Source organism: Paenibacillus sp. FSL R7-0272, assembly GCF_037969905.1.
Lineage (GTDB): Bacteria > Bacillota > Bacilli > Paenibacillales > Paenibacillaceae > Paenibacillus > Paenibacillus polysaccharolyticus.
The window spans coordinates 190,963-208,796 of the sequence record NZ_CP150221.1 but is presented as its reverse complement, the minus strand read 5'-3'; the positions used below and the strand labels follow the sequence as shown (position 1 = coordinate 208,796).

The following is a 17,834-nucleotide window of genomic DNA, read 5'->3' as shown; positions in this document are numbered from 1 at the left end:
ACGCAGTCTAGTTTAGCCTACTATTATAGAGTAGATTCTATAGTAAAGTAAAACACATGGGAGATGCTCTACCTCCATTTACACAACAAAAAGACCCATCAATCTATAAAATGATGGGTCTGCTCTATTTTATGACAATTTGTTTTACAGCTTACAGCAGCATGTCACTCGGCCATTCTTAACAATTCACTCACCGTGACCATGCGATACCCTTCTGCCGTCAGTTCCTCCACCAGCACACGCACTGCCTCAACAGTCTGGGAACGTTCCCCGTATCCGTCATGGAAGATCAAAACACTGCCGGGTTTTACCACGGAACGGGTATGTTCCAAAATGTGTTCAACCCCGGGATTGTCCCAATCCTGTGCACCGCCGTTCACCGCACCGATCGTCCGGTAACCCCGCTCCGCAGCCAGAGCTAGAATGTCCCCGTTCACGCCAAAATAAGGCGGACGGAAGCTGCGGGCAGCATCACCCGTGACTTCTTGAACAAGGCGTTCTGCTTGCCGCAATTCTTCCCCGGCCTCCTCCAGTGTAAGCTCGGTCAGGTTCGGATGGGTGTATGTATGATTGGCAATCTCATGGCCTTCACGATGCACCTGTGCCGCAATGTCCGGGTATGTTTCCATCTCCTTGCCGATCATGAAAAACGTTGCATGCCCGCCTGCACGGCGGAAAATGTCCAGCACTTGATGGGTATACACCGGATGCGGGCCATCATCAAACGTAAAAGCTACAACCTTTTCCTGTACAGATACCTGCTCAACTAACTGCGCCATCATGTAACCACATTCCCCTCTCTGACTGCTCAGTTCAACTCCCCCTTATTATTCCACGGCTGGAAGCTGGGGTCTAGTCCATATAAGTTGAACTTGATATGTTTACACAAGCACTCCAATGACAGAACAACCCTCCAATCGCTGTTATCCCCAGATTTTTTGATTCCCTTTTTTAAAAGGAAAAATCCGGTGATAAAGGCGAGGCGTATGCTTCCGATGTAGCTTTCTTTCAGAAAGCTTTTAGCTTCGCTTTTCCAGATTTTTTCTGTCCTTTCCGTTTTTGTGTAAAAAATAGTTGAACTTATATAGTAATCACACTAGCAAAAAGCTAACCTTTAATCGCACCAGCAATCATACTCTTCTGCACCTGTTTGTTCAGGAGCAGATAGATCACAACCGTTGGTACGGTTGTAATCATTAGACCCGCGCCAATGATGCCCCACTGCGTAATGTACGTTCCAACCATGGACATCATGCCCACCGTCAGCGTTTGATACGCTGTATTGTTAATAAACGTGACTGCAAACATCAGCTCATTCCAGCACGACAAAAATGTAAATATCGCTACCGTGGAGATCGCAGGAGTTACGAGAGGCAGGATAATGGAGAAAAACGTGCGGTAAATCCCGCATCCGTCGATAACGGCAGACTCCTCCATCTCTCTCGGGATACCTTTGAAAAAGCTACCCAGGATGAAGACCGCCATCGGAATGCCGAAGGCTACATAAGGAATGATCAAGGCCCAGTAGCTGTTGAGCAGACTCAGGTTTTTCAAAATAATAAATAACGGCAGGAGCGCCGCATGAATCGGCACCATCATTCCGAGCAGAATCAACGTCATCGTCAGCCCACTGAGCTTCCAGTTCATTCTTGTAATCGCGTATCCCGTCATCGAGGACAGGATCAGCACCAGAATAATGGAGACCGCCGTGACCAGCACGCTATTCATAAAATAGTTCAGGACATGCCCATCAGACAGTGCCTTGGTATAGTTGCTCCACAGAAAGGCTTTGGGTAGCCCTGCCACGTCGCCGCTGAAAATTTCACTGTTATCCTTCAGGGAAAACAGGGCCAGCCAAATCAGCGGATAGATCTGAATGACGGCGATCAGGATCAGAAACGCCTGCATTAACACTTTGCCGATAGCTCCGGTGAGGGAGCGCCGAGGCTGGGGCTTTTTTTGCAACATGATATTGTTAACCGTACTCATACGTCTTCCCTCCCTCTACTCTGTCTTGAACAACGAATTAATAAGGATGGTACACACCAGACATTCCACGATAATAAAAACAGAAATAGCACTGCCGTATCCGTACCGGAACGTGTCAAAAATGGTAGCGTACATCAGCGTGCTCGGCACCTCTGTACTGTAAAATGGCCCGCCGCCTGTCAGTACATAGATCAGGTCAAACACCTTAAACGCCCCAATTACCGAAAATACAAGACATACCTTCAGAATCGGCTTCATCAGCGGGATCATAATGGACCATGCCACACGCATCCGGGAAGCACCATCGATTCGTGCCGCCTCTAAGACATCCTGGGAAACGGATTTTGCCCCAGCATACATCAGCAGCATATGATATCCCATGTACTGCCAGAGCGTTGGAATGAAGGAGGCCGTCAGAGCCGTCTCCTTCTGACCCAGCCAATCCTGCGCCCAGCTGGATAGACCGATATTCTGTAGCATCACATTGAGCAGACCGTAATCGGCATTATAAATTTTCGACCATAACTGGGCAATAACGACCGTGGAGATCAGTACAGGAATAAAATATACGGTTCGGTAAAAGCCCTCGCCTTTTATGTTAGAGGCCAGAATCAGCGCCAGCACCAGTGAGATTGGCAACTGAATGAATACAGAGGCACCTGCAAATAGCAGGGAATTTTTGATCGAGTTAATCACTCGGGTATCCTTGAACATCTCCACATAGTTGTCCAGGCCGATAAACGCGCCTTTCCCCACGCCATTCCAATCGAGCAGACTGTAATAACTGGAGACAAAGATCGGAATCAGCACAATGCCGCAGAACAAAATCAGTGTAGGTAGTACAAAAACGGCAATCGTACCTTTATTGGAAAATACAGAGTTCATGACTCTTCTCCTCTCAAAGGCGTGACCGGAAATCCCGGATCACGCCTCGTTTGGGCATTATTTTGATGGTTATATAAGTTGAACCAATGATTTTACACAATCCACTCCGATGACAGAATAACCTTACAATCGCTGTTATCCCCAGATTTTTTCGACTCCCTTTTCTAAAGGGGAAAATCCGGTGATAAAGGCGAAGCATATGCTTCCGATGTAGCTTTCTTTCAGAAAGCTTTTAGCTCCGCTTTTCCAGGTTTTTTCTGTCCTCTCCGTTCAAGTGTAAATGAACGCGCACATGGCATTTCCCTATACTTACTTGCCTGTTTAACCTATAGACTTAGCTCCGTTGGTTTCAGCTGCGCCATCTGTTTGCAGAACTCCTCTGGCGTCACGTCACCAGCCAGCAGCTGTGCGATCAGATTTTTGTGTGCTTCCGCAGACTCAGCTGGCAGAATATTATCCCACCAAGCGATAAACGAAGTGGCCGTTTTCATAATGTCCGCCGCAGACAGATCGAGAGAAGACAAGCTGGAGGTGTCGAGTGAATCGGTTTTCCAGCTTGGCAGTCCCGCTCCCGCCAGGAAACCTTGTGTGCCTAGTTGCTCACTCAGATACATGAGGAATTCCGTAGCTTCCTTCGGATGTTTAGTCGTCTGGCTGATGTAGAAACCGTCGACGGCTCCGCCGAAGATTTCAGTGCTGGTGCCTTTGCCATCCTCAAATACCGGGAACGGAATCACCTTCACTTTGCCTTTGACAGCCGAGGCAGACGGGTCTTCAATACCTGCATTCACCCAGTTGGCTTGGAACATCATCGCTCCTTTACCTGCATTAAACGCCCCAAGCATCTCGTCATAACTCATACTGAACATACTGCTGTTGAATGCTCCGGCCTGTGCCAGCTGCTGCATCTTGGTAGCGGCCGCGACAAAGTCCGGTGAATCCCACTTGGACGGATCCTTGAACGCCTCGATCACCGCCGCATTCCCCGCTTGGCGCATCGCGATCATGTCGTACCAGTACATGCCCGGCCAGCGGTCTTTCTCACCAATCACAGCTGGGGTAATTCCAGCCGCTTTTAATTTGGTGACAGCATCCAGCAACTCGTTATATGTAGTCGGGATTTTGGCACCTGCCTGCTCGAACAGTTCCGTATTCACGTAAAGGTTGGCGATGTGTGTGTACACAGGCAGCGTATAGATTTTGCCATCCATATTGATCGCTTCTGCCATCCCGGGACCCATACGTTCCTTGATATCATCAGTCAGATAACTTGTAATCTCCAGTACATTACCGGATTTAATATAGGGCTGCATGAAGCTACCCCCACCCATTCCGTAGAACAGGTCTGGTGACTCACCAGCTGCGATGGATGTTTTCACTTTCGTTTTGTATTGTTCACCTGTTGTGCCTGTACGTTCAACCTGGATATCGGGATGCTCGCTGTTCCATTTCTCCACAATCTCAGGTAGCAGTTTGGCTGACGGGTCTGTTGTACCAACCGATTGATCCCACAGCGTCAGCTTGATCTTACCGTTGCTTCCCCCCTGTGCTCCGCCAGACGAATCGGACGAACATGCAGCCAGACTTCCCGCAAGTCCCAGAGCCAGAAACAGACTTAAAGATTTCTTTAATAGCGCTTTCATCATATGACCTCCCTGATCTTTTTATTGGTTCTGTACATCGTTGAACTCAGATATTTACACGTACACTCCGATGACAGAATAACCTTACGATCGCTGTTATCCCCAGATTTTTTTGATTCCCTTTTGAAAGGGTAAAATCCCGTGATAAAGGCGAACTCTTCTTTTCTTCAGGTTTTTTCTGTCTTCTCCGTTTTAGTGTAAAAAGTAATTCAACTATGTATCCATATTTTAGTAGTGGTTCGCACTGTGCTCCATTTAGAAAACAGGCATCGACTTGTAATATTCGAACACAATTGAAAGCGCGACCATTTCGAAGTGTAAAGGGTTAATTTCGGACGTTCCGGTACTCGTTCATGGATCGGCCGAACTGTCTTTTGAATAACACGCTGAAATAATGCGGGTCCGGGATGCCTACCTGCTCCCCAATCTCATACCCTTTCAAATCCGTCTGCTTCAGCAATGATTCGGCCTTCTTCATACGAAGCTGCGTTAAATATTCAACAAACGTCTGCCCGGTTTCTTTTTTCATCAAACGCCCCAAGTGACCCGGACTTACGTAAAAAGCCGCGGCTGTACTCGACAACCCCACCTCTGCATTGCTCATCTGCTCTTCCAAATATGCCTTGACCTGATCGATTAAATTGACTTCCTTCGCTTGTCGTTTGGCTTTAATCACACCTGATATGGCCCGGACATGTTGCTCCAGCATCGCCCTCAAGTCTGGTAAATGCTCTGACATCAGCATCATGGCAACAGCTTCCTGGTTGAATACCTGCTCACCTTCAAGTTGCTGCTCCATGGCTGCACGTTGGCATTCGGTAATTACATCCATAGCCGCCATGCGGAACTGTGCTGGATTGGAAAATGGGGTAGCAAGGATCTGTTGAAGTAAAGACACAGCCTCCTCTCCCGCACCAACACTAATGCAGAATTGCAGCTGCTCTAGAAGCCCTTTATCCGAGCGATACGGCTGACTTCGTTTATCGCTTTCGATTACGAGATCCTCGAAGCAGATGACCTGGTTTTTCCCCACAAACGTCTGGTACTCCAGAGCACGACATGCCTCACGGTAAGCAATACAGACACTCTCCCACCCGGAATACAGCTGTCCAATCCCGATCGTTACGTCTGCCTCGGAACCGTCAACTTTCAGCAGACATCGAAGTTCTCCCAGAATTTGCTCAGCTTGCTCGGTTAGCTTGGCATCAGGGTGAGTCGTAAGGATGACAATACGATTGTGTGTGTCCATGACAATGATTTTGTATATATCCTGCTGGTAATAGGTCTGTACGTGCTTCAAACTATTCATACGCATCAGGATCTGAACTTCCTCTGTAGTAGTCTCCGCTTGTGAAGGTAACGTGGCCTGTACCTCAATGATGGCTACTCGAGACTGTGGATTGTCCGCAGCGATTGGAATGCCGAAGAAACGCACCTGTTCCCGCACCTCTTCCTCATGCAACACCCCTTGTAGCCACTGACTCACAAAACGTTCCTTGAGATACGGCAGACTGCGCTTCATCTCCTCTCGCAGCTTGGACAGCTCATATTCCCTTCCTCTCTCCTGCTCGATAGCCGCTCGCAGCTTGGTGGTGACCTGTAATAATTCAGTAGCTCGAATGGGTTTCAAAATAAAATCGGATATACCCAGCTTCACACTCTGACGTGCATATTCAAATTCATCATGTCCTGTCACCACTACAATTTTGATGTTCGGATAACGCTTCAAAATGAGACCACTCAGCTCAATGCCGTCCATCTTGGGCATATAAATATCCGTGAATACGATGTCGGGATGTAACAACTCTATCTGCTCTAAGGCTTCTGCCGCATCACAGGCTTCGCCAACGATCTGCATGCCTTGTTCCTGCCAATCGATGCGCATACGTAGTAGATTTCGGATGAGATATTCGTCATCCACAAGCAATACTTTTAATGGTTCCATGATCCAACGTCTCCCTTCGGGATCGTAATGGTTATGGTGGTTCCTTTTCCAGGCACACTCTTAAGATTCAACACATCTTCACGATCATAAAAAATACGCAGCCGCTCCATCGTTCCCCACAGACCAAAGCTTGCATTCACATTGGAGCTAGACTGTGACTGATCATGCACAGGCCTTAAGAATTTGTGCTTTTCTGTGCACTGAATCTGCTGCACTTGTTCCTCGGACATCCCCGCTCCATCGTCTGTAAGTGTTAAAGTAACGCTATCTCCCGATTGCTGCGCCTGAATACGTATAATGCCTGAGCTGCCCTTGGCGCGAATGCCATGATAGAGTGAATTTTCAACCAACGGCTGGAGTACGAGTTTTGGAATCATCATCTGCTCACAGTCCGGCTCGATATCGTATTGCACCTCAAATACACCCGGATAACGTACCTGCTGGATGATCAAATAATGACGTACAATCTCAACCTCTTCGCGTAGTGTGATGACCTCATTGCCTTTGCTCACACTCAGCCGATAATAACTTCCGAGTGCCTCCAGCATCTCGCACACTTTATCGTTCATACCCGACATCGCCAGAGAAGTAATCGAGTCGAGTGTGTTGTACAGAAAATGCGGTTTGATCTGTGCTTGGAGCGTGTTTAGCTCAACTCGGCGGATCGTCTGTTGCTCCTGAATGATTCGACTCAGCATCTGCTCGATCTGCTCAATCATCTGATTATAGCCACTGTAAAGCTGTTGGAATTCGTAACTGTTCAGCTCCACTTTAACTTTGCGGAAGTTGCCACTGGGTGCTTTTTGCATGGATCGGAGTAACTTATGAATCGGCTTGATGACGCTACGAGAGATAATAAAAGAACTGACAAAAAAGACAGACCCATTCACCGCCAGCAGCATAAAAGCAAGCAGAACTAGAGATGTGTTGCGGGTGTCCGTTGCACGATATGGACTCATGCTGATGTACTTCCACTGATCTTCACCTGCTGAGCGGTAGGTCACCGCGTAATCTTGTCCTCCGGAATGTAGAGTCAGAACGCCTGAAGGCTGTTCCTGAAATGCCTGTTTTAACTTTGCTTGATTGGCCTCTAAAATCTCTTGCATACTTGCTTGTTTCTGAGCTGTGGACGAGGAAGCATCAGATGGAATTGCCTCTTCTGATTCCGTAGTTGTTGGAGTTGCCGTATGTGCGGTAGATTTTGATGAGGCTGTGTATGCCAGAGATGTTGAAGAAGAAGTAGAATCTGCATTCTTTACAGCATTTGTCATGGTGTTCGTTGCCGTATTTGTAGTGGCATTCGATGCGATAATCTGCTGGTGCTCGTCCAGAATGGCTACCTGAAATGAATCGGATGCCGGTAGATTAGCGTAAGCCTGCGCAATGGATTTCTCTTTGATATTCATGACCAGAAAGCCGAGTGGAGAGGTATCATCCAGGTCACGCATTAGACGAATAAAAGAGACCACTTTCTCTTTTTGTTTCTCTTTCTTATTTTCATTTTCTTTATCTTTTTCTTCTCCCTGTTCTGTTTCGTTCTCAGTCTCCATTTCTGAACTTTTTCCGTTGGCCGGGGTCCTGCCGACATTTTGACTATTGTTTATATCGTTGGTATTTTTGCTGTCCATGTTGCTAGTGTTTTCGTTTTCATGAATTTCTCTATTGAGTTGCTCATAGCCTTGATCATTATTGTTCGAGTTCTTGCTCGTCACTTTGTTAACAAATTCATGATTAGGAGAGTTCTGACGTTTATTCTCTTTTACATCTGCCCATGTGTATACAGTGTTGTTAATGTTCTCTGCTACCGCTCCGACTCCGGCTTCCTTTTCGTTGCTGTCACCGCCATTCAGCCTGAGCAGGTATCGCCCTTTGTAATTTAGAGCTTGCTCATACCACGGTGCATCTTTCACATTCGCTTCGAGAAAAGCCGGCCACTGCTGTGTACCCACCGAAAAACGGTGACCCGAATTGTCATAAATGTAGACTGAATCAATTATTGGAACCGCTTGCATAAGGTTGGTCAAATACGAACTAACCTTGGATTGCATCTGCAAATTAGAATATACATTGCCTTGCCTTAGCAGGTTTTGCAGGTTCGGATCGGAGAAAATCATTTTCGAATAATTGTTCACATTCTCGATCATCAGATTGACATTCGTCTGGATCGACGTAATCGTCTGCAGAGATGCTTCGTTGATCTTCTGTTGCGCATCATTTTCCGAAATACGGTTCAACACCAGCGCACTAAACGCCACCGTTAGCAGAATAATAACAAAGTACGCAAAGGGAATTTTAAAGGCGAGTGTTTTGGGTTTACGCTGCATAAACTCTCTTATACGTAACATCAGATTTAACTTCCTGCTCAATACAGGACCCTCCATTCTTCTCAGATTTCCGAGAGATTTACGCTCCCTCGGACTGCATACAATTGTATATTATATGCCTGGATCTGGAAGAGCCTCAACACCTTTTATCGCTTTGTGCCGGTTTGTATTGGTAGAGAGGTTGGGCGTTAGGTGGAAAAAAGCTGAACTCAATGTGGATGTGTCCTATTCGGCGTAAAAAAAACGACCTTCACGGTTAGCTGTGAAGATCGCTCATATTGAATACGTAGTTGAGATTATAGCGAGAACTCAGTGACGCCCTTTTTGGAGGCAAATTTCAGCGTGTAGCTGCCTTCTGTGCCGTAAGGCATAGTTGCAACGAGGATGCGGGTGTAATCTAGCCGGCTCTCTCGAAGTACTTTTTTGACCAATGCTATGCCCCGCTCTTCATCCGCCACCACACAGAAGATGTTCATCACATATTTTTTCGGATCAGCCACGCTGCTTCCCATGTCGCATCCATCCACTTCCCCCAGTTCATGCTGGGTTAGAGCAGTTTCAAGATAATCCATAACCTTCTCCTTCAACCACTGATCACGTTTGCTACCGTTGGCACTCTTTAGCGGATATTGCACGACAAGCCAGTGCTTTTCACTCATCTGGGGTTCACTCCTTTATGTAGTATTTCTTGTTCACCAGTTTTATTGAATTCGAGACAGAATGGATCGACTTCTTGGCCTGTAAAAGGGTAGCTCATATCTTTTTCATTAGTTCAGAATAAGGATTATAATTAAGAATATGGGCCCCGATATGGACAACACTATAGGGAACTTATTTTTTGTACTACTTGAACTAAATAAAACACCACGGAACCTGCTATAAAAATGAAAAATAGCGGCCAGTAGGCTATAGCTGCCAAACCTCCTAATAGGATATATAACAAGAAACAAAATATATAATTTGTCTCTTTTTTATACTTAACAAGGATTGAATATACGATGATCCCCAATATGCAACTAGCATAAATGTATAAAGCGATCATTCCCAGTTGAAATGTGAGATACTCTTTGTAGATTGGTACCGTTAATAGATAAATTAGAATACTTATGAATAATGAACCGCCTGCACCTTTAAAATATCGTATATACATCAATTAGGGCTCCTTTCTTTATATTTTAATGTACTTCGTTAATCTACAGAAAAACCACCAATCAGACACTGATCGATGGTTTTTTGACTCTAATAGAGGCATAGAAGCCAGGGGAATCAAACTCCTGTCCGAAGATAACGACACATAAGCTTCTACGGGTGTAGTCACAGTTTTGATGTCACCCGAGTATCAGTAATCCTTAAGAACAGGATTAGCCCATGCGGGTATGCACTCCACACAATAAATCAAATTACCCTGTCTGATTTCCGCAACAATTAAAGGCTCGTATGTATTATCAATAATGATTACCTGATCTGCAATGGCCAGAGCCGGTATAAGGTTCTTCAATGACTGACCATATCGATAACGAATGTCTTCTTCTGCAATCCAATGTCCACCTTGTTCAACACGAGATGCAACTCGATCTATATGCATTTGAACATCCTCAAGACCGATATAGTAAACAACAATTTCGTAACTGTTTGCTTTTGCAATTTCCATATGTTTTAAAACAAATGATCCGGACAATGTCGTTTCAATAGCGAAGTTTACACTACTTTTAATGAGAGATCGGATCCTTTTTACAGCTTCCCTACCAGCAGATAGGTCAGCACTGCGCGGATTCTCTGGCTTCAAATCTCTAGCAATTTGATCCGGATCAACCAGTTCACCAAGCCACTCTCTCATTTGCATGCTAAGTGTACTTTTCCCTGCTCCATTGGTACCCGCAAACACAGTCATGACTGGTCTGATTTCATTCATGATACTCAAACTCCTGGCGTTTCCCAGTAGCATCAAATATAATTTCAAATTTATTACCCGCGGCATCCTCACGAACACGTTTGTTGTTTTTTATATAATAAATTGAGGCACCTGATTCTTTAGCTTGTTTCCGCGCATGTTGATTGGCTTTTTTTAAGATTTCTTGGAGCTGTTCTCGAGTTTCAAACATCTGGAGTCCCCCAATCTAAATTTATGCTTATTATATCATAAACAGAAAAACCACCAACCAGAACACTGGTTGATGGCTTTTGATTTGAATCTAATGGAGGCGAGGGGAGTCGAACCCCTGTCCGAAGATAACGACACATAAGCTTCTACGGGTGTAGTCACAGTTTTGATGTCACCCGAGTATCGCCCCGTAACCGGCTATACGTTGGGTCAGCCTGATTGTCTTCTTCAGCACACCCCAGGCGGAGATGTGACAGCGTATCCCACTACTTGTTAGCCCCTAGTCCTGTCACATGGGCGATGCAGGGTAGAAGCACGCACACAGTTTCTTAGGCTGCGAAAGCGTAGTTTGTTTGTTGTTTGCCGTTTAATAGGCTTTAGCGTTGATGAAGCGGACGCGTCCCCACTACCCGCTACCCATGCTCGAACTATCCCCGTCGAATCCATAAACGCCCCCTCAATTAAGAAGGGCTCCAGGATTAATCCGTGAATACGGAGCAAAGGTGCTGCACATCTAATCCCTCCAAGGTGAAAAGATGTTTCTTACATACTCGGCATTCCTGTCTGCTACATGAATAATCATATCACAGCCCGAAGCACCGATATAGTGCAGATTGCTGGAAAGCAATCCAGTCTACTGAGCGCAGATGAAAGGTTATCCAGACTATCCAACTAACCAAGCCATCAGGCTCAATCGTCTACATATTATACCGCGTGACTCAGCGGAAGTAAAGTTTACCCAGCTACAACCGTTGGTTTAATTAATTTACCCACCGATGCACAAATTTACGCAATCTACAAAATAAAAAGCCTCACACTCACCCATACATAGGCAAACTGCGAGGCTCCATCGATTCCGAGTTTCTAATCATTCTTCGCTTATCGTTTTCTGCCTCGGCCAGCTAAGCTATAAGGCTTAACATACCTACACATTGCGAATCGATGCGAATGAACATTGGCGAAACGTCGTTCTCTTTTAACGCGCAACCTTCTGCTTCTCGCGCAGTGCACGTTGGATATCACGTTGAGCATCCCGCTTCGCGGCAGTGTCACGTTTATCATACTGCTTCTTACCTTTACCCAAGCCAAGTAGCAGCTTCGCATAGCCATTACGAATATAAATTTTCAGCGGCACAATGCTGTATCCATCCTGCTTGGACAACCCAAGTAGCTTATGAATTTGCACCTTATGCATTAACAATTTACGAGTGCGTGTTGGATCAAGCGGATTATGCCGATTTCCTTGTTCAAAAGGACTAATATGCATATTGTGAATATGAATCTCACCGTTACGAATCGTTGCAAATGAGTCTCCAATGTTCGCACGACCGTTACGAATCGACTTGATTTCTGTGCCAGTCAGCACCATGCCCGCTTCATACGTATCTTCAATGAAGTAGTCATGGGAAGCCTTTTTGTTCTGTGCAAGCACTTTATTCTGCCCATCATTCTTGCCCATGTCCTCACTCCTTCTTCGTAAAATAAACCCGTACCATGCTGTACCAGCATAGCATCCATGTTGCACCAAAAAACCTGTGCCAGACCTTAATTGTAGCAAGGACGGCTGTTAAAATCAAGAAAGAGGCGGCCTGCGCCGCCCCTTCTGGCTTCTCACTTACTTCTTTTTCTTCCTAACAAAAGCGGCTGTCCCATTTCCGGCCCCGCCTTTGTTTTTCTTACGTTTACGGCGAGGTGCTCCGCCTTCTTGCGCGCCGCCCGGTGTAGCATTTTCCCCGATAAAAATACCGCTAGGTGAGGTGTTCTTACGTTTACCTCCGCCTTTGCCACCTTTACCGCTACCGCCCTTACCGGATTTGAAGCTTCCTTCTCCACGGCTGCTACCATTCAGGCTATTTCCTTGGCTACGTTCACCTGATCCGCTATCCTGACCAGCCGGGGCAGAGCTGTATCCGCCTTTACCCGAACCAAAACCAAAGCTTACCGCACCTTTACCACGACTACCTGAAGCGCCTGTGCCTGCACTTGCATCACTCGCACGACGTTCACCTTTCGGTCTACCGCTGCCTTTACCAGCAAACCCACCTGCTGATGAGCCTGCGCTTGCTCCGGCATTTGCCGCTCCACCACGGCCACCGCGGGCACCTTTACCACTCTCTTCTGCAGATCTGCCGCCGCGGTCACGTTTACTGCCTGAACCAGCAGCTGCAGCACCGCCTTTTCCGCCACGGTTTCCACCGAAGCCACCTTTGGCTCCGCCTCGGCCGCCGCCGCTACCAGGACGACCACCTTTACCACCGCGAGCACCACGATCGAAACCGCCATCGCGTTCTCGACGAGGCTTCATATCGACCATTTCAAAATCAATCGTGTACTCTTCCATACTCACACGTGCTACGCGAATTTTGACTTCGTCGCCAATGCGGAATACTTTGGATGTGCGTTCACCAATCAAGGCCATATGCTGATCATCAAAATGGTAATAGTCATCTGTCAGTACGCTAAGTCGAATCAGACCTTCTACCGTGTTCTCCAGCTCAATAAACATACCGAAGCTGGTTACGCTGCTGATGATGCCTTCGAACTCTTCGCCGACCTTGTCGAGCATGTACTCGGCTTTCTTCATTTTCTCCGTATCGCGCTCAGCTTCCACCGCCACACGCTCGCGCTCTGAAGACTGCTGGGCGATATCCGACATCCGGCTTGCCAGATACTCTTGGCGATTCTCCGGTAATGCTCCTTTGTTCTCAATCACTTCACGAATGACCCGGTGAATAACCAGATCGGGATAACGACGAATCGGGGATGTAAAGTGACTATAGAACTCAGCAGCCAGACCAAAGTGGCCAGACATCTCCGAATCATACTTCGCTTGTTTCATGGAACGTAGCATCATCGTGCTGATGACCGTCTGCTCTTTCGTACCGTTAATATCCTCCAGTAGTGATTGAAGCGCCCTTGGATGAATGGCATTGCCACGCCCTTTGACCTGGTGTCCAAAATTCGCCGCAAAAGCGAGGAAGTTTTGCAGTTTTTCCTGATCCGGGTCTTCATGGACACGATAGATGAACGGCACTTTAAGCCAGTGAAAATGCTCCGCTACGGTCTCATTGGCTGCAAGCATGAACTCCTCAATGATTTGTTCTGCAATGGAACGCTCCCGTTTCACAATATCCACCGGTTTGCAATTCTCATCGACAATGATTTTGGACTCTTCAAAATCAAAATCAACCGCCCCGCGGCGCATACGCATCGCACGTAGCTTCAAGGCAATCTCTTTCATCAGGTGGAAATCATCCACCAAGTCTTTATAACGTTCAAGCAATTCCGGCTCTTCGCCTTCCAGGATTTTGCGTACGTTGGTATAGGTCATACGTTCCTTCGTTTTGATAACACTCGTGAAAATGTCGTGTTTCACAACCTTCATCTGGTCGTTAAATTCCATCTCACAAGACAACGTCAGACGATCCACCTGTGGGTGCAAACTACAGATTCCGTTCGACAGACGTTGTGGCAGCATCGGAATAACCCGGTCCACGAGATACACACTGCATCCGCGATTATATGCTTCCTGATCCAGTTTGGAGTTCTCACGCACGTAGTAACCTACATCGGCAATATGCACGCCCAGACGGTAGTTGCCGTTCGGCAGTTTTTCCACGTTAACCGCATCATCCAGATCCTTCGCATCCTCACCATCAATCGTAACGATGTTCAGACCACGCAAGTCGCGACGTCCCTGCTGAATAATCTCTTCATCCGTAATGGAGTCCGGTGCTTTTTCCGCTTCTTGCATCACTTCATCCGGGAAAGCTTCAGGCAGCTGGTGTTTGCGGATGACCGATAAAATATCAATGCCTGGCTCATCCTTGTGACCCAAAATCTCTATAATTTCACCCTCGGCGGCTGCACGGCCTTCCGGATAACTGACAATCTTGGCAACAACCTTCTGTCCATCTACAGCACCGGCAAAATTCGTACGCGGGATAAATATATCACGATTAATCCGTTTATCATCCGGAATTACAAATCCATACACTTCGTGGCTCTGAAAAACACCCACAACTTGTGTAATTGCACGCGTCACAATCCGTACAATTTCACCCTCCAGACGTCCACCGGACGGCCCTTGGGACGTTACTTTCACAAGCACAATATCGCCATTCATTGCACTTTTCATATCATTGGCATGGATATATACGTCCGGGTGTTCGCGGTCTTCTGGAATCAGAAAAGCAAACCCCTTCGCATGCGCCTGCAAGCGCCCACGCACCAGATTCATACGTTCTGGCATACCATAGCGGTTGTTACTGGTCAGCAAAATTTGGCCGGATTCCTCCAGCGTATTCAGCATAATCAAAAAGGCTCGGAAATCAGCAGCATCTTCAATCTGAAAGTGCTGTTCCAGCTCCTGATAAGTCATCGGTTTATAAGCGGTCTCCCGCATGAAGTCAAGCAATTGTTGTTCGGTTATCATTAGTTTTCACCTCGGGAAACGTAAGAGTATAGTCTGATCTCTTCTCTTTATGTATCGGAATTCGTGCCGTATTCGTACAGATGCCATATAGTAAAATGCGTATGATTACCGCGCCCTTACTATCTCATACCCTAGTATACACGAATTCAATCCAGCCCATCCGTAGCTACCCAAAAAAGACCCTTGGTCTCTTAACGTTCCAAGTTAGCCGTTTGAGTCTGCTCCTTCAAACAGTTTATGCAGTATGTGATATGCCCGATCTGATTTAAATTAGCATTTAGAAAATTAGTTTTACCACAAATCTCATCTATACGTTTGAAGTATTAATCACAGGATTTTTACATCTCGCCGGGGCATACCTGCCTGAAATGGGTCTCTAAAACAGTAAGGGGGAATCGAACAGAAGTTACAAGCAAAATACAGTATCCCTCAATTTCATGAAGGACTAGATGGCCTATATAGAATATAAATGGAAAACTTTGGAGCAATAAATTTCTACTAAAAAACCTCCGTTTCTGCACGAAACGAAGGTTTATCCGTTAAGCCATTGGCTTCAGCTATTCGGTTTCTTGCTGTAACTTGACTGCAAGTTACTTCGAAACGATCGTAACAATAACAGCCAAAATCATAAATCCTGCACCCAGTACCACCGTTGCACGTTGCAAGAAAAGATCCAATCCGCGCGCTTTCGTTTTACCGAAAAGATGTTCCGCACCACCGGAGATGGCACCCGCCAAACCAGCGCTTTTCCCGTGCTGCAGCAATACTACAGTGATTAGACCGATCGAGAAAACAACGAGCAGCAATTTCAAAGCAATATCCATTCTTTCCACCTCCTACCCATGTGGGCATAACATCTGACCATAAAAACAGTTACTTTAATTGTAGCATAGCTATAGGCGTGATACAAGTAGTACACCACACCCTATTTCCCTTAAATTTCAAAATTGGACACCAAGTATTCATATAGCTACTACATCCACACTCTACAGCACCATATATAATCATAAAAAAGACAAGCCGGTTACCCGGCTTGCCCGAAAAGCTGTGTACACAGCTTATTTTTTAAGGTTGTAGAATCCTTTAAGACCATTGTATTGAGCAAGCTCATCCAATTGATCTTCGATGCGAAGCAATTGGTTGTATTTTGCGATACGGTCTGTACGGGAAGGAGCACCCGTTTTGATTTGACCCGCGTTTGTTGCAACAGCGATGTCAGCGATTGTGCTGTCTTCGGACTCACCGGAACGGTGGGAGATTACAGCTGTGTATCCTGCACGTTTAGCCATTTCGATTGCATCGAATGTTTCAGTCAGGGTACCGATTTGGTTTACTTTGATCAGGATGGAGTTACCGATACCTTGCTCAATACCTCTAGCAAGACGCTCAGTGTTCGTTACGAACAAGTCGTCACCAACGAGTTGTACTTTGTCACCCAATTTTTCAGTGAGCAATTTCCAACCATCCCAGTCATCTTCGGACATACCGTCTTCAATCGTGATGATTGGGTATTTCTCAACCCATGAAGCCAGAAGGTCAACATACTCAGCGGAAGTGTAAGATTTACCTTCACCAGCCAAAGTGTATTTACCATCTTTGTAGAACTCAGTGGAAGCAACGTCCATACCCAAGAATACGTCAACACCTGGTTTGTAACCAGCTTTTTCGATTGCTTCGATAATTGTAGTGATTGCTTCTTCGTTAGAACCCAGGTTTGGTGCGAAACCACCTTCATCACCTACAGCTGTGTTCAAGCCTTTGGAGCTCAGTACGGATTTCAGGTTGTGGAAGATTTCTGCGCCTACGCGAAGAGCTTCTTTGAAGCTAGGTGCGCCAACTGGCAATACCATGAACTCTTGTACGTCGATGTTGTTGTCAGCGTGCTCACCACCGTTGATGATGTTCATCATTGGTACTGGCAATGCTTTCGCGTTGAATCCGCCCAGGTAAACATACAGTGGCAATTCCAGAGCATCAGCAGCAGCGCGAGCTACAGCCATGGATACAGCCAGGATTGCGTTTGCGCCCAATTTACCTTTGTTTGGCGTACCATCCAAAGCGATCATCAATCTGTCGATACCCAGTTGATCCAAAGCATCCATACCGATTACTTCTGGAGCGATGATTTCATTTACGTTTTTAACAGCTTGCAGAACGCCTTTGCCGAGGTAACGGGATTTGTCACCATCGCGAAGCTCAACTGCTTCGTGGGCACCAGTGGATGCACCGGATGGAACGATTGCGCGTCCGATTGCGCCGGACTCCAGGTATACTTCAACTTCAACTGTAGGGTTACCGCGGGAGTCGAGGACTTCGCGAGCGTACACGTCAGAAATAATAGTCATGAGTGATAATCTCCTTTAATTTTGAATTTATTAAAAATTAGGACCACTTGTGTTTCCCCTTATCCACTACATCAGCAGAATCGTCTTCCGATCGCTGTTATCCCCGGATTCCTTTGAACTTATTCTCATAGGTTGGAATCCTAGTGATAAAGGCGAACGCTCACGCT

The 17,834-nt window shown here is 46.4% G+C and carries 13 protein-coding genes and 1 other RNA gene; all 14 read right to left on the bottom strand.

From position 1 onward, the window contains the following. Nucleotides 1–164 precede the first annotated feature (164 nt). Entirely contained in the window at nt 165–782 is a 618-nt protein-coding gene (locus tag MKY23_RS00995) for a polysaccharide deacetylase family protein (RefSeq protein ID WP_339834600.1), read from the bottom strand. A 325-nt stretch (nt 783–1,107) separates the two neighbouring features. Continuing rightward, complete coding sequence (locus MKY23_RS00990; RefSeq protein WP_221790116.1) at nt 1,108–1,989, bottom strand: carbohydrate ABC transporter permease; 882 nt, start codon at nt 1,987–1,989, stop codon at nt 1,108–1,110. Between the two features lie 15 nt (nt 1,990–2,004). Next, on the bottom strand, nt 2,005–2,874 hold the full coding sequence (locus tag MKY23_RS00985; protein ID WP_154891546.1) for a sugar ABC transporter permease: 870 nt from the start codon (nt 2,872–2,874) through the stop codon (nt 2,005–2,007). A gap of 326 nt (nt 2,875–3,200) precedes the next feature. Continuing rightward, on the bottom strand, nt 3,201–4,520 hold the full coding sequence (locus MKY23_RS00980; protein ID WP_308723430.1) for an extracellular solute-binding protein: 1,320 nt from the start codon (nt 4,518–4,520) through the stop codon (nt 3,201–3,203). A gap of 322 nt (nt 4,521–4,842) precedes the next feature. Beyond that, a complete protein-coding gene (locus MKY23_RS00975) occupies nt 4,843–6,462 on the bottom strand; it encodes a response regulator (protein WP_339834593.1) in 1,620 nt (539 codons plus the stop codon). Further along, nucleotides 6,450–8,807 (bottom strand): sensor histidine kinase, encoded by a 2,358-nt coding sequence (locus tag MKY23_RS00970; RefSeq protein ID WP_339834591.1) that lies wholly within the window; start codon nt 8,805–8,807, stop codon nt 6,450–6,452. Before MKY23_RS00970 ends, MKY23_RS00975 begins: the two co-directional genes overlap by 13 nt. 275 nt (nt 8,808–9,082) lie before the next feature. After that, nucleotides 9,083–9,445, bottom strand: a complete 363-nt coding sequence (locus tag MKY23_RS00965) for a hypothetical protein (RefSeq protein WP_339834588.1) — start codon at nt 9,443–9,445, stop codon at nt 9,083–9,085. A 680-nt stretch (nt 9,446–10,125) separates the two neighbouring features. Next, on the bottom strand, nt 10,126–10,698 hold the full coding sequence (locus tag MKY23_RS00960; RefSeq protein WP_339834587.1) for a zeta toxin family protein: 573 nt from the start codon (nt 10,696–10,698) through the stop codon (nt 10,126–10,128). Then, nucleotides 10,691–10,888 carry a hypothetical protein gene (locus MKY23_RS00955; protein WP_056695291.1) on the bottom strand — a complete coding sequence of 66 codons (198 nt, stop codon included), beginning with the start codon at nt 10,886–10,888 and terminating at the stop codon, nt 10,691–10,693. The genes MKY23_RS00960 and MKY23_RS00955 overlap by 8 nt, the downstream gene beginning before the upstream one ends. Nucleotides 10,889–10,979: 91 nt before the next feature. Further along, nucleotides 10,980–11,344, bottom strand: a transfer-messenger RNA (tmRNA) gene (gene ssrA, locus MKY23_RS00950). A gap of 519 nt (nt 11,345–11,863) precedes the next feature. After that, nucleotides 11,864–12,346, bottom strand: coding sequence for an SsrA-binding protein SmpB (smpB, locus tag MKY23_RS00945; RefSeq protein ID WP_090924803.1), 483 nt, complete (start codon nt 12,344–12,346; stop codon nt 11,864–11,866). Between the two features lie 156 nt (nt 12,347–12,502). Continuing rightward, complete coding sequence (gene rnr, locus MKY23_RS00940) at nt 12,503–15,322, bottom strand: ribonuclease R (protein WP_339834582.1); 2,820 nt, start codon at nt 15,320–15,322, stop codon at nt 12,503–12,505. Between the two features lie 590 nt (nt 15,323–15,912). Continuing rightward, complete coding sequence (gene secG / locus MKY23_RS00935; protein WP_090924801.1) at nt 15,913–16,146, bottom strand: preprotein translocase subunit SecG; 234 nt, start codon at nt 16,144–16,146, stop codon at nt 15,913–15,915. A 234-nt stretch (nt 16,147–16,380) separates the two neighbouring features. Next, a complete protein-coding gene (gene eno, locus MKY23_RS00930) occupies nt 16,381–17,667 on the bottom strand; it encodes a phosphopyruvate hydratase (RefSeq protein WP_090924800.1) in 1,287 nt (428 codons plus the stop codon). Between the last annotated feature and the right edge of the window lie 167 nt (nt 17,668–17,834).

Excerpts from the sequence above, each read along its gene's own strand:
- MKY23_RS00995 (WP_339834600.1), bottom strand. The coding sequence starts at position 782 with ATGATGGCGCAGTTAGTTGAGCAGGTATCTGTACAGGAAAAGGTTGTA.
- MKY23_RS00990 (WP_221790116.1), bottom strand. The coding sequence starts at position 1,989 with ATGAGTACGGTTAACAATATCATGTTGCAAAAAAAGCCCCAGCCTCGG.
- MKY23_RS00985 (WP_154891546.1), bottom strand. The coding sequence starts at position 2,874 with ATGAACTCTGTATTTTCCAATAAAGGTACGATTGCCGTTTTTGTACTA.
- MKY23_RS00980 (WP_308723430.1), bottom strand. The coding sequence starts at position 4,520 with ATGATGAAAGCGCTATTAAAGAAATCTTTAAGTCTGTTTCTGGCTCTG.
- MKY23_RS00975 (WP_339834593.1), bottom strand. The coding sequence starts at position 6,462 with ATGGAACCATTAAAAGTATTGCTTGTGGATGACGAATATCTCATCCGA.
- MKY23_RS00970 (WP_339834591.1), bottom strand. The coding sequence starts at position 8,807 with ATGTTACGTATAAGAGAGTTTATGCAGCGTAAACCCAAAACACTCGCC.
- MKY23_RS00965 (WP_339834588.1), bottom strand. The coding sequence starts at position 9,445 with ATGAGTGAAAAGCACTGGCTTGTCGTGCAATATCCGCTAAAGAGTGCC.
- MKY23_RS00960 (WP_339834587.1), bottom strand. The coding sequence starts at position 10,698 with ATGAATGAAATCAGACCAGTCATGACTGTGTTTGCGGGTACCAATGGA.
- MKY23_RS00955 (WP_056695291.1), bottom strand. The coding sequence starts at position 10,888 with ATGTTTGAAACTCGAGAACAGCTCCAAGAAATCTTAAAAAAAGCCAAT.
- smpB (WP_090924803.1), bottom strand. The coding sequence starts at position 12,346 with ATGGGCAAGAATGATGGGCAGAATAAAGTGCTTGCACAGAACAAAAAG.
- rnr (WP_339834582.1), bottom strand. The coding sequence starts at position 15,322 with ATGATAACCGAACAACAATTGCTTGACTTCATGCGGGAGACCGCTTAT.
- secG (WP_090924801.1), bottom strand. The coding sequence starts at position 16,146 with ATGGATATTGCTTTGAAATTGCTGCTCGTTGTTTTCTCGATCGGTCTA.
- eno (WP_090924800.1), bottom strand. The coding sequence starts at position 17,667 with ATGACTATTATTTCTGACGTGTACGCTCGCGAAGTCCTCGACTCCCGC.